Origin of the sequence: Streptomyces sp. M-16, assembly GCF_052114405.1 — a bacterium.
Taxonomy (GTDB): Bacteria; Actinomycetota; Actinomycetes; order Streptomycetales; family Streptomycetaceae; genus Streptomyces.
This window is the reverse complement of record NZ_JBFRER010000096.1, coordinates 1-12,430: the sequence shown is the minus strand read 5'-3', so window position 1 is coordinate 12,430 and position 12,430 is coordinate 1. Positions and strand designations below refer to the sequence as shown.

The following is a 12,430-nucleotide window of genomic DNA, read 5'->3' as shown; positions in this document are numbered from 1 at the left end:
AAGGGGGGGGCCGCGTGGACATCGGTGTGCTGACCGCTCTGCTGACGGCTGTCGTGGGCGTAGTCGGCACACTGATGTCCGCGCTCCTGACCCAGCGGGCGGCGGACCGCAGTCGGCAGCGGGATCAGGAACGCACCGAGGAGTTGCGGGACCGGCGCGCCTCGTCCCGGGAACTGCGGGCGTGCTACGTGGCCCTCAACACCTCCGGCCGGCACTATCTGGCCGCGCTCAACGACCAGTTGCACGCGCTGGGGCAGGACGCCGAGCTGCCCCGCGCACGGCAACGGCTCACCGGGGCGCGCGACCACCACCGGGAGGTGTACGCGGAGGCGCAGATGCGGCTGCCGGATCGGGTGCTCGACCAGGCCGCCGCCGTCAGTCACGGTCTCGGCGCGGTCTACGGCATGCTCCGGCGGCTGGACGAGGGCGCGGCGCGGCCGGGGGACTCACCGGCCGCCGCGCGCGCGGCCATCGGGTCGCTGTGGGCCCGGTTGCGGGAGATGCGGCGGGAGATGCGGGCCGATCTGGGCACCTCCGGGTCGGACTCCGGTCGTTGACCGGGAGAAGCGGGGAACTCCCCGCGACGTCCAGCGCGGATGTGCATAGTGGGGAGTTCGGAGCCTGTGGGGAGCGCGTGGGGGCCGTGCGTGCGTGGCCGGAGAGGCGGAATGCCGGTGAGCCGGGAGGAGAGCGGTGGCGTCGAGGGCCTGCGCGTCTGGGTCTCGGACGCCGTGGAGCGGGTCAAGCGGCTGCTTCCCGGTCTGCGGGGGGCCGGTCCGCCGTCACTCCGTGCCTGCGAGGCGTCGGTCGCCGAACTCGACCGGCTCGCCGGTCTGCTGGACCACGACGAGGGACTGCGCGGCTCGGTGAACGTATGGCTCGCGGGTGCGCTGACCCTGCGGCACGCGACCGGGGGCGGTACGGCCGGGGACCGGGAGCGGGCCGAGGCGCTGCTGCGCGACGCCCGGGACCGTACGACACCGCTGGGGGCGGTGGTGACCGAGGAGGAGCGGCGATGGGCGGCGCTGTTCCTGATCACCCACGTCTCGCCGATCCAGCCCCAGGAGGGCTCCCACGGGGCCGCGCCCGACCTCTCCGGCTATCTCGACTGGGTCACCCGGACGGGCCCCGCCGGGATGCTCAAGGCTGCGTCCGAACTGGGCGGGCTGATGGAGGACGCGGCTCGACTCCCCCTGCCCGCCGAGGTGTTGGATCCGCTGCGCCAGGTCCAGGAGGTCCTCGCGAACCCGTCCCCGCAAGGGCTCTCCCGGATGCTGTCGGGCATGGTGCCGGCCGGTTCGCCCTTCGCGGATCAGTTACGGCAGATGATGGACCGGGCCTTCGCGGGCGCCGGGGGCTTCGGGGCCGGTGGGGAGCACGGCGGGACGACACCGCCCGGCCCGCCCCGGCGGCCGGGACCGGAGCCGGGACCGAAGCCGAAGCCAGGGCCGGAGCGGGGGCCGGAGCGGGGGCCAGGGCCGGAGCGGGGGCCGGAGCAGGGGCCGGAGCCGGAGCCAAGGCCGGAGCAGGGGCCAGGGCCGGAGCAGGGGCCGACGCTCACTCACGATGACCTCCGGAACCTGGTCCGCGCCCTGGACGCCGTCAACGCGACCACCGAAGGGCTGGACCCCGTCCTGCGCGGCGGCGACCCCCGGGCGCTCGACGACCTCCTCGCCAAGCTGCGTTCGGCACAGGACCTGCCGCTGCCGGGCCCCGACCAGAGCTCCGCCCTGGAGGGCCTCAGGGCACTCCTGCTCGGCATCAGTCCGGCCGTGGGCGGCTCCCGCCAGGACCAGGCGGCCGGCCGCGCGCACCTGGGCACGGTCATCGGCCACCTGGAGGCGATCTCCGGCTCGCTGCCCCGGGACATGGGCGACCCCGCCGTCCTGGGGCGTGCGATGGAGATCGCCTCCCGGGCGATGGAGGCGCGGGAGGCGGAGGACCTCCCGGCGCTCCACGCGCTCGTGGCAGAGGCGGAGACCCTGGGCGCGGCCGTCCCCGAGGGCGATCCGCTCCGGTTCGCGGTGGACGGTGCGCTCGGCGCGGCGTACGGCTCGCTCGGGGTCGCGACCCGGGACCGGGAGACGCTGTTGCGGGCCCTGCCCCACGTCGAGCGTGCGACGAACCGCGCCGGGGAGAGCGGACTGCCGTTCGCCGGCGAGCTGCCCGTCCCCTGGACGGGGGACCTCGGCATGATCCGCGCCGCCCTCGCCGGGGAGCCGGCGACGGCGGTCCCCGACCACGTTCCGCCGTCCCCGGACGCCTCGATGGAGGACCTGTACACCTCCACGCTCTCCCTGGGCGTGCGCTTCGGCCTCGACCGGGACCCGGCCGTGCTCGACGTCCTGATCGCCGAGCTCGAACGCCTGCGGGAGGGCGTCCGGGAGGGCAGGGCGCCGCGGATCGCCGCCGACGCGCTGTGGCACCTGGCCGAGGCCTACCACCTGCGCGGGCAGCTCCGGAAAGACGCCTCCGCCCCGGCGGACGGCGGCGCGCTCGAAGCCGCCGAGGAGGCGCTGACGGCCCTGGCCGCCGACGTCCTCCTCCAGGCGGGCGCCGAGCACGGTCTGCTGGCCGCCCGCACCGGGGCCAGCCGCGGCGTACGGGCGGCCCGGATGGCCGCCTCGTACGGACGGCTGCACGAGGCCGTGGCCTCGCTGGAGCTGGGCCGGGCACTGGTCCTGCAGGCGGCCTCCACCTCCTCCGCCGTGCCCGAACGCCTGGAGGCGGCCGGGCGCCCGGACCTCGCCGAGGCCTGGCGGACGGCCGACGGCGCCGCGCGGGGTGGCGGGGGCACCGCGGACGGGGGCGGCGGTCCGGGCGATGCGGGGGAGGTTCCCGGTGTGCTGCCGAGCACCCTGCGCCGCCAGGCCCTCGACGCCCTCGGCTACCGCCGGGACGGCGGCCTGCTGAGCACGCCCACGCTGAGCGAGCTCGCGGACGGGCTCGCCGACGCGGGTGCGGACGTACTCCTCTACCTGCTGGCCGGCGACGACGAGGGCCCGGGCCTGGTGATCGCGGTGGGGCCGCGGCTGGGGGCCGGTGCCGGCGCCCTGCCCCGGCTCACCGACGACGAGGACGGCCCGCTGGCACGGTACGTGGAGGCCGCGGCGGCACGGGACCGCGACCAGAACGACACGGCCGTCGCACGGGCGTGGGAAGAGGCCCTGGAGGAATTGTGCGACTGGGCGTTCCAGGCCCTCGGCCCGGTCCTCGGCGGCATCGAGGAACGCCTGGCGGCGGACGGCGAAGGACGCGGGGACGAGGACGGTCCGCTCCGTGTCGTACTGGTGCCCTGCGGGCGCCTGGGGATCGTGCCGTGGCACGCGGCGCGGCTGCCGGCCGGGGCGGCCCACGAGCGGCTCTGCCAGGCGGCGGTCATCAGCTACGCGGCGTCCGGCGGCCAGTTCCTGCGGACGGCGGGACGGGCTCCGCGGGACCCGGTGGCCGCCCCCGTCCTGGTCGCCGACCCGACGATGAGCCTGGGTTTCTCCGATACGGAGGTCACCGCGCTGCGGGACGCCTTCTATCCGCACGCCCGGCTGTGCGGCGCGCTCTACGGCGAGGAGCTGCCGCCCGGCACGCCCGAGGCGGTCCTGGGGTTCCTCTCCGACGGCACCTCCCTGCTGCACGTGGTCTCGCACGGCTCGGCGGGTACGCGCCCCACGGTCTCGGCCCTGCACCTCGCGGCCGACGAGGAGTGCACACCGGCACCGTTGTCCGTGACGCGACTGCTCGACCGGGAGGGGCGGCAGGAGGGGTCCGAGGGGCCGTTGGTGGTCCTGAGCGCGTGCCAGACGGATCTGAGCACACGTGACCACGACGAGGCACTGACCCTGACCACGGCATTCGTCGCCGCCGGAGCGCGGGACGTCGTGGGATCGCGGTGGCTGGCCCAGGACAGTGCGACGGCGCTGCTGATGGCCGTGTTCCACCACCACCTGGCCGTCGACGGGCTCAGTCCCGTGGACGCCCTGCGGGCCGCGCAGTTGTGGATGCTCGACCCCCGCCGCGAGAACCCCGGCTCCCTCCGGGGCGACCTGCTCCGGGAGATGGGACAGCCGGGACTGGAACGGACCGCGCTCTGGGCCGCCTTCGTCCATCAGGGACATCCGGGCCCGGGCGCGACGAACACAGCAGAAGGGACAGCATGAACGAGGAGGGCCGCGGACCGTCCGCGGAGCCGCTGCTCGCCCTGATCGGCGAGCACCGGGAGTCCATCCGCGCGGCGCTCGACGACGAGCAGCACGCGCTGCTGCTCACCCGGCTGACCGCGCTCGCCGAAGCACCGCCGGACGACACCATGGCGGTGCGCAGGGCGCTCCAGGGCGTCAGGCTGGCGCTGCGGCCGCTGCCGTTCGAGCATCCGGTGCGCAGTGCGGTGAACGGCGCCCGCCTGGTGGCCGAGCCCCCGGGGCCGGCGGCGGTGACGGAGGCGCTGGCACTGATCAGCCTCATGGCGGCGCCGGACCCGGCACCGGCCGCTCCCGGTCCCGGTCCCGCCGCGACGCCCCCCGTGGGGACCGGCGACGACCGCGCGCCGGATCCGCTGCTGCGGGAGCCGGCGTTCTCGGCGGCCGAGGCGACGGCCCGCTGCGGTGGTGCGCCGCCGCCCGAACTGATCAGGCTGCCGGACCCGCCGAACGGCGACCGCTACCCGCGGTTCCAGTTCCCCACGGGCGGCGGCACCCCGCACGAGGTCGTCCTCGAAGTCAACCGGCTGCTCCTGGCGGACATCGACCCCCGGGGCGCCGCGTCCTGGTGGCTCGGCGGGAACACCTGGCTGGGCGGAACCCCCGCATCGTTCCTGGGACGGCTGCCCGACCACGAACTCGTCGGCGCGGCCAGCGCACTCGTGGAGGGGGAATGATGGGCAACCTCCCGCCCCTGATCAGGCTCTTCCCCATGATCAAGGACGAACTGGACCCCAACCGCGAGGTGGTCCCGGCCGGCACGGAGCTGTGGCGGGTGCACAAGTCCAAGTACCGGCCCACCCAGTTCAACCCGACACTCGCGGACCTCCACCTCGGCGGCGGCCGCTTCGAGGGCACGGTGCTGGACCCGTACCGGAGCCTGTACGTGGCCGACAACGCCCTGACCGCCGTCGCGGAGAGCGTGCTGCGCTCGGTGCCGTGGACGGGCGGCAGGAGGGAGATCCCGTACGCCACCGTCCACGGCCGGACGCTGAGCGTGCTGCGCACCACGCGCGAGCTGACCTTGGTCTCCCTGATCGAGGAGAAGGACCTGGCCGCCGTTCACCAGACCGCCAACCTGCTGGACGACGAGCGGAGTTATCCGATGGCACGGCGGTGGACGAGCGAGATCCGGGCACAGGCGCCCGACGCGATGGGGCTCGTCTGGCAGTCACGCCGCAACCGCCCCCGGCACTCCATGGTGCTCTTCCACGACCGCTTCGACGACTGTCACTGCGACGCCCTGGAGGTGCTGCCGGGGCGGGGCATCGCGGACCTCGGCTCCCCCGAGGGCGTCGGGGAAGTGAACGTACTGCTCGATCCACTGCGGGCGCAGGTGTCGAAACCCGTGACGCGGTGATGCCGACGGGCGGGCCGCCGTGGCTTGTCCGTCTGTGAAGGGTGATGCCATCGTGGGTCCATGGCCTTGCCTCCATCTGATTACGCCGCACTCCTCTCCGAGTTGAAGGAGGTCAGGCGCGCGGGACTGGTCCGGCTGAGGGGACGCGCGCTGCCCGCCCTGGAGGCGGCGGCGGAGGCGGCCGCCACCCCCTCGGCCCGGCCGCCGGGCGCGCCCATCGAGGTGTTGCTGCGGTGCGCGGTCGCGCGCCTGGACGCGGGGACGCTGCGCAGCGCCGCCGAGTACACCCTGGGGCTGGCCCAGGGGACCCGGGACTGGCCCGCGTCCTCCCGCCGCGCCAGGGCGGCCTCGCTCTACGGGGTGAGCGTCGAGCGGTTCCGCAAGGACCAGGAGGTGATGGTGCTCGGCCAGGTCGCCGAGCACATAGTGCGGCTGGCCGCGGACGCGGGCGCCACGGACGCCCCTGCGGCCGGGGCGGACGGGGGCGGTCTGGGCACCCACCGGACCGTGGAGGTCCGCACCGCCGGCCGGCCGGTCGGGCTCACCGTGCACGTGCACCCCGTGGACCTGCTGCGCGACGTGGACGTGATCGTCTCCCCGTCCAATGTCCACTTCGCGCTGCCCGAGGCGTACAAGTCGTCCATCGCCGCCTCGTTACGGCGGGCGGCGGCCGTACACGGAGTCACCGGTGAGGTCCTGGCGGACCCGCTGCCGACGGAACTGCGCCGGTGGGCCGAGCGGCACGGCGCGTCGGGGCGGGCGGTGCGGCCCGGCACCGTGGTGGCCACCGGCGCCGGGGCCCTGGCCGCCCAGGGCATCCGGCGCATCTACCACGCGGCGGTCGCCGTCCCCCGGGCCGGGACCAACGACTACGACGTGCTGCCGGCCGACGTCACCCGGGCGGTGTCCCGGGCCCTGGCGGTGCTGGCCGAGGAGCACGGCCGCCATGCGCCGCCGCTGCGCTCGGTCTGCTTCCCGCTGCTCGGTTCGGGCCGCGGCGGCCTGTCCTACGAGGTCAGTCTGCGCGCCGTGTGGGCGGCCGTGGAGGCGGAGCTGGCGCGCGGGGCGCAGTGGGACGTCCACTTCGTGGTGCGCACGGCCGAGGCGGCGGCGGTGGTGGAGCGCGTCCCGGCCGGAATCCGCCCCGCGCACGACCGGAGGCCGACCGGCTGACCCGGTGCAATGGAAGGGTGCCCGGTGCGCGCGAGAGCGCACGGGGCGGCGCACAGGGGCATGGGAGGGATCTTCGTGGGGGCAATCTCCGCTGACGCGCACGTAATTGATGTCGCGTCACCTAGCGTGGGCCCATGAGCGGTGGGATGCGACAGTGGGGTCACGGGACACCGGGCCGGGTCATCACCTGGCCGGCTCCCGACACGTACGTGCTGGTCGAAGGCGTGCTGCTGCGCATGCTCCCGGACTCCCCCGGGCTGGCGCCGGGTGCGGAGGTCGTCGTGCGCCACGACGCCGCGCGGCACCTCCTCCTCGCGCGGGCCGCGACCCGGACGGACGAGGGCGGGACGGACGAGGGCGGGGCTCTGCGGAATGAGTGAGTACGGTTTCGGACTCGCGGAGGGCTGTGACGAACGGCAGCCCGTCGTACTGCTCCTCGACACCTCGCAGTCCATGGGGCGCCCGGCCGGCAACCCTCGGATCGACGAGCTGAACGAGGCTCTGACCGGCTGGTTCGACGGGGTACGGGCGGAGCCGAGGCTACGCGCGCGGGTGGAGGTCTGCCTGATCACCTTCGACTCGCGGGTACGGGTCTTCGATCCGGACCGGGAGCGGCTGGTGCCGGTGGCCGAGGCCGACCCGGACCGGATCTTCGTCCCGGTCGACCGGATGCGCCCGCCCCGGCTGGAGGCGTCCGGGCTGACCCGGATGTCGGAGGCCGTCGAGTCGGCCCTCGACCTGGCCCGCACCCGCCACCGGGCGTTGCAGGCACGGCAGGTCCAGGTGCGCAGGCCGTTCCTGTGGGTGCTGACCGACGGTGCGCCGAGCGACGCGGACGGGGAGCCGATGGACGCCGCCGCGCTGGCCGGTACGGCGCGCAGGGTGCGCCTCGGCGAGGAGAGGGGCGAGTGCGTGCTCCAGGCGATCGGGGTGCGCGGCGCCGATCTGGAGTTGCTGCGGGTCCTCGCGCCGAAGGGCGCTCTGATGCTGGAGGGCCTGCCCTTCGGCCAGATCCTCGATCTGCTGTTCCAGAGCTCGGACCGGATCGGCGCGGTCCAGGCGGCCGACGAGATCCACGTCCAGACGGCCCACCTCGTGGAACAGGAGCGCCGGATGCGACTGCTTGAGGAGAAGTTCCGGTGATCGTGGCGGGGGCCGCCGTCCAGGGGACCGCGCACCTGGCCCGCGGGCAGGGGTGCCAGGACGCGTTCAAGGCGGTCGGCCTGGGCGGGAGCGCCGTGCTCGCCGTCGCGGACGGCGCCGGAGGCCGGGAGCGCAGCGCCCTCGGCGCGCACATCGCCGTGGACACCGCCTGCCGGGTCCTGGCCGAGGGCGTTCCCGGGGCCGGGGACGCCCCCGAGGTGTGGACGGGCTGGATCGCCGCGGCAGGTGCGCGGGTGGTCGAGGAGTACCGGCGGGCGGTCGAGGGCGTGCTCTCGGCGGTGCCCGCGCCCGGAGGCCCGGTGGAGGCCGGAGCGCTGGCCGCGACGCTGGCCGCGGCGGTCGTGCGGCCGCCCTGGGTGGCGTTCGTGTCGGTCGGCGACTGCTTCGGGACGGTGCTGACCCGCGAGGCCGCCGGGGCCGGGGAGCCCGCCGGGCCCTCGGAGGCCGCCGGGGCGCGGGAGCGGTGCCACCTGGTCCTGCCGCCGCCGGTCCCCGGCGCGCCGGAGACGGTCTTCCTCTCCTCGCCGGGGGCGGCCCTGCGATTACGGTCCTTCGTCCTGTGGGAGCCGGACCTCAGCGGGGTCGTGCTCGCCACCGACGGTTGCGCGGCCCTGACCCTCGACCACCCCTCGGTACGCGCACTCCCGCCCGAGGCGGGCCCGTTACCGTCCGAGCGGTTCTTCTGCGGGCTGGCCGCGACGCTCCGCTCCAACGGCGGTGACGCCGAACCCCTGCGCGCCCTGCTCTCCGGGCCCGGGGCGGCCCGCACCGGTGACGATCTGACCGTGCTCTGCGCCCTGACGGACGGCAGGTGACGATGGCCCTCACCGTGGTGTCCGTCAGCGGGCACACGTGGCACCTCACGCGGCGGATCGGCAGCGGCTCGGAAGGGGTCGTGTACGCCGTGGACCACGCGCGCCCGCTGGTCGCCAAACTGGTCCCCGACCCGCCGGACCCGGCCGCCTACCGGCGCCGGATCGACCGGCTGGTGCGCCAGCGCCGCGAGCCGCGAGCCGTCCGGCTGCTGTCGGGGGCCACCCAGCGGGTGGCCTGGCCGATGGTGGGGGTCCGGGCCGGCGGGCCGGGCCCCGAGGGGGTGGACGGCTACGTGATGGCCGACATGCGCCACGCCCACCAGCCGTTCGCCCGGCTGCTGACCCCGCAGGCCCGCCGCACGCACCTCCCCCGCGCGACGTGGGCCACCGCGCTCGCCGCCGGTCTCTCGCTCGCCCGCCTCCTCGCGGACCTGCACTCCGAGGGCTACGTGGTGGGCGACCTGAAGCCGGACAACCTCTGGGTCGACGCACACGGTGCGGTGGGCATCGCCGACGTCGACTCCTGGCAGTTCACGGACGGCGGCGAGGTGTTCGCCGGCCGGATGGGCAGCCCGGGGCACACGGCGCCCGAGCGGATCGGTGCGCCCGCCGGCACCGCGCCCGACCGGACGGCCGACGACTTCGTGCTCGCGGTCCTCGTCCACGAGCTGCTGATGTGCGGGCTCCATCCCTTCGCGGGACACCCGGCGGCCGACGCCGACTACCTCTCGTACGACGACAACGTCCTGCACGGACGGTGCCGCCTGCTCGACCGGACCTCGGTGGTCCTGCCCCGGTCCGCGCCGCCCCTCGACCTGCTCCCCCGCCGGCTCACGGCCCTGTTCCGGGCCGCGTTCGGCGGGGTGCGGCCCCCCGCGTCGGCCTGGGCCGAGGCGCTGGCCGCGGAGTCGGAGCCGGCGCGGCTGAGGACCTGCCGGAGGAACCCCCTGCACGTGCACACGGCGGAGCGCCCGTGGTGCCCGTGGTGCGACCTGGCCGAACACGGCGCGGACGGCTATCCGGCGCAGGTCCCGGGGCCGCCCGCCGCCCGCGCCGCGCCGCTTGCGAAGGACGCCGAGGGCATGGAGGAGAAGGCCGCATGGCAGAGGTGAACCGGCTCTCGTTGGCCAGGAGGCTCGACCGCTGCACCGTCCTGGGGCCGGGGGTCCGGGCCGTGATCTGGGTGCAGGGCTGCCCGCTGCGCTGCCGGGGCTGTGTGGCGGCGGAGACCCTGCCCTTCGAGGGCGGCACCGACCACACCGTGGCCGAACTCTCCGACTGGCTGTGCGCTTTGCCCGACATCGAGGGCGTCACCCTCTCCGGCGGCGAGCCCTTCGCCCAGGCGGCCGGGCTGGCCGCGCTGCTCGACCGCGTCCGGGAGCGGCGCCCCGGCTTCGGCGCGATGGCCTACTCCGGCTTCCGGTACGAGGCCCTGCGCCGGGGCGACCCGGACCGGCGCGCGTTGCTGCGGCGCCTCGACCTCCTCGTCGACGGCCCGTACGTGGCCTCCCGGCGGCACGGCCTGCGCTGGCGCGGCTCCTCCAACCAGCGCGTCGTCGCGCTGACCGACCGCTACGCGCACGTGGGGACCGAGCCGGACACCAGCGCGGGGGTCGAGCTGTCCGTCGAGGCCGACGGGTCGCTGTCCTGGGCGGGGGTGCCGCCGGCTCCGGGGTTCCGGGAAGGGCTCGAGGAACGACTCGCGGCACGGGGCTTCGTCCTGCGGGCCGAGGCAGGGAGGGAAGCATGAGCGGATCACCGAAGTACAGCACCGTCACGGTCGCGCCGGCCTACGCGCGGCTGGAGGCGGAACGGCGCCGGAGCCGGGAGGCGGCACGCAAGCGGCTGGAGGCGCAGCGGGCCAAGGAGCGGGCCGAGCGCGCCGAGCGGCGGGCCCGGGAGGCCGCGGCGCGCCGGGAACGGGCGCGGGCGGAGGCCGAGCGCAGGGAGGCCGAGCTGGCCGCCCGCCGGGCCGCCCGGCAGGAGGCGCATGCCGCCCGGTCGCGCCAGGAGCAGTCCGGCGCCGACGCGCGCCGGCTGGCCGAGGTGGAAGGGCTGCTGGGCCGGGTCCGCGGGCAGGACTCCGGGGTACGGGCCCTGCGGGAGCGGCTGGACCTGCTGCGGGGCAGCGTCGGCCGCGCGGAGGAGCTGGGCCCGGCGATCGAGGAGCTGCGCGGCCGGGTGGTCCTGCTCGGCCGGGAGGGGGAGGCTCCCGACCGGGGCGCCGGCCACGGAGCCGTCCTGGCCGGGCTGGAGGAACGCCTCGCCCGGATCGGGCCGGAGGCCCGGGAGCACGACCCGCAGGGGTACCGGCACTGCGTCGACCTGCTCGGTGAGCTGCGCGCCGCGACCGGACCGGGAGGGGAGACGCGCTTCGGGGCATTGCTCGGCACCGTGGAACACGCGCTCACCCGGCACGCCGCGACCGGCGGGGAGCGGGCCGCCGAGGAGCTCCGCCGGGTCGAGCGTGCTCGGGAGGCCGCCCTGCGGGCGGAGGAAAGCGCCGCCGGGCGGGAGGCGGACCGGCCGGCGGCGGCGCAGGCGGCGGAGGAGGCCGCGGAGGCGGAGCGGGAAAAGCTCGCGGCGRCGCTCGCCGAAGCGGCGGACCGGCTCGGTGTCGTACGGCAGTCGGTGGAGGAAGCGGCCGCCGAGGCCGTGGAGCTGGCCGATCCCGAGCTCGCGGAGCGGATCGAGGCGGCGCTGACCGCCGTGACGGGCCCGCTCGCGGCGGGTGCGGCGGGGGACGCGCTGACGGCGGTCGCGGCGCTGGAGGAGTTGCTCGTCGGAGCCGAAGCACGGCTGGACGAACTCCAGTTGGCCCATACGCGCCGGATGGACCTCGCCGAGGCGCTGCAGGACGCCATGCTCGGTGAGGGTTTCTCCTTCACCGGCGGCACCGAGCGGGACGGACGCCTGCTGCTGAGCTTCGAACGCCCGAGCGGGGCGACGTACCGGACCACGATCGGCACGGACGGCGATGACGCCGTCCTCCTCTACCAGGTCGACGGCGAGCCCGACGTCCTTCTCCGTCCGGATCCGCAGGGCGCGGCGTGCGACCGCACCGAGGACCTCCTGGAGCGGGTGCACGAGGCGATCGTGGAGCGGAACGGCTTCGTCCCCGGCGAACTCACCTGGAGCGGCAAGCGGTCCGGGGAGCAGCCTCCCGAGCCGCCGGCCGCCGCGGACTGGACGTGGAGCCGGTGAGCGCGTCCGACCTGACGAAGCGGGCCGACGGCGCCGGCGCCGTGGGCGCCCCACCGGCGGCCGACCGCCGGAGCGGGCCCCCGGGCGACGGGGCGCCGGTCACCGCGGACGGCATGATGCCGCTGTGGGCCGTCTCGCTGGACTGGGAGCTGCGCCGCGGACGCCAAGTGATCATGAACGGGCAGATCAGGGACCGCTGGTGGTTCGCCGACCGGCCGGCCTCCTTCCGCGTGGTGGTCGCCCGCCAGCTGGAGCGGCGCGGCGCGGAGACCGTCGGCTGGTGGGACCCGGTGGGCGGGCTCACCTTCCCGCTGGCGGGCCACGCGGAGCGCTTCGACCGCTTGCGGGAGGGGCCCCCGTCCGGGAATCCACGGACGGACGACGGCACGGGCACGCCCTCGGAGCCCGCGGGCACCCGGCCGCCGGAGGGCCGCGCGAACCCGGAGGGGGCACCCGACGGCGAGCCGGGCGCGGCACGCGGCCGGCGCGGCGCCGAGCGGGACCGCGGCCGGGAGCGCCTG

The 12,430-nt window shown here is 76.1% G+C and carries 11 protein-coding genes and 1 pseudogene; all 12 read left to right on the top strand.

Annotated features, from left to right (window positions below; all coding sequences use genetic code 11):
- Positions 1 to 14: 14 nt before the first annotated feature.
- Complete coding sequence (locus AB4039_RS31690) at positions 15 to 557, top strand: hypothetical protein (RefSeq protein ID WP_442272393.1); 543 nt, start codon at positions 15 to 17, stop codon at positions 555 to 557.
- 111 nt (positions 558 to 668) lie between these two features.
- Positions 669 to 4,154 carry a CHAT domain-containing protein gene (locus AB4039_RS31685; RefSeq protein WP_442272392.1) on the top strand — a complete coding sequence of 1,162 codons (3,486 nt, stop codon included), beginning with the start codon at positions 669 to 671 and terminating at the stop codon, positions 4,152 to 4,154.
- The gene (locus AB4039_RS31680; RefSeq protein ID WP_442272391.1) at positions 4,151 to 4,870 is read left to right on the top strand and encodes a hypothetical protein; all 720 of its coding nucleotides are present in this window, start codon (positions 4,151 to 4,153) and stop codon (positions 4,868 to 4,870) included. Before AB4039_RS31685 ends, AB4039_RS31680 begins: the two co-directional genes overlap by 4 nt.
- On the top strand, positions 4,867 to 5,553 hold the full coding sequence (locus AB4039_RS31675) for an RES family NAD+ phosphorylase (RefSeq protein WP_442272390.1): 687 nt from the start codon (positions 4,867 to 4,869) through the stop codon (positions 5,551 to 5,553). The genes AB4039_RS31680 and AB4039_RS31675 overlap by 4 nt, the downstream gene beginning before the upstream one ends.
- A 60-nt stretch (positions 5,554 to 5,613) precedes the next feature.
- Positions 5,614 to 6,726 (top strand): macro domain-containing protein, encoded by a 1,113-nt coding sequence (locus AB4039_RS31670; RefSeq protein ID WP_266845772.1) that lies wholly within the window; start codon positions 5,614 to 5,616, stop codon positions 6,724 to 6,726.
- Between the two features lie 134 nt (positions 6,727 to 6,860).
- Positions 6,861 to 7,106, top strand: a complete 246-nt coding sequence (locus tag AB4039_RS31665; RefSeq protein WP_266845773.1) for a hypothetical protein — start codon at positions 6,861 to 6,863, stop codon at positions 7,104 to 7,106.
- Positions 7,099 to 7,869 carry a VWA domain-containing protein gene (locus tag AB4039_RS31660; RefSeq protein WP_266845774.1) on the top strand — a complete coding sequence of 257 codons (771 nt, stop codon included), beginning with the start codon at positions 7,099 to 7,101 and terminating at the stop codon, positions 7,867 to 7,869. Before AB4039_RS31665 ends, AB4039_RS31660 begins: the two co-directional genes overlap by 8 nt.
- Entirely contained in the window at positions 7,866 to 8,705 is an 840-nt protein-coding gene (locus AB4039_RS31655) for a protein phosphatase 2C domain-containing protein (protein WP_266845775.1), read from the top strand. Before AB4039_RS31660 ends, AB4039_RS31655 begins: the two co-directional genes overlap by 4 nt.
- A gap of 2 nt (positions 8,706 to 8,707) precedes the next feature.
- Positions 8,708 to 9,817, top strand: a complete 1,110-nt coding sequence (locus tag AB4039_RS31650) for a protein kinase domain-containing protein (RefSeq protein WP_442272400.1) — start codon at positions 8,708 to 8,710, stop codon at positions 9,815 to 9,817.
- Positions 9,805 to 10,455 (top strand): 4Fe-4S single cluster domain-containing protein, encoded by a 651-nt coding sequence (locus tag AB4039_RS31645; protein WP_442272389.1) that lies wholly within the window; start codon positions 9,805 to 9,807, stop codon positions 10,453 to 10,455. The genes AB4039_RS31650 and AB4039_RS31645 overlap by 13 nt, the downstream gene beginning before the upstream one ends.
- The gene (locus AB4039_RS31640; RefSeq protein WP_442272388.1) at positions 10,452 to 11,909 is read left to right on the top strand and encodes a hypothetical protein; all 1,458 of its coding nucleotides are present in this window, start codon (positions 10,452 to 10,454) and stop codon (positions 11,907 to 11,909) included. Before AB4039_RS31645 ends, AB4039_RS31640 begins: the two co-directional genes overlap by 4 nt.
- Positions 11,906 to 12,430, top strand: a pseudogene (locus AB4039_RS31635) (ATP-dependent Clp protease ATP-binding subunit); the annotation flags it as partial. The gene AB4039_RS31640 and the pseudogene AB4039_RS31635, both read left to right, overlap by 4 nt.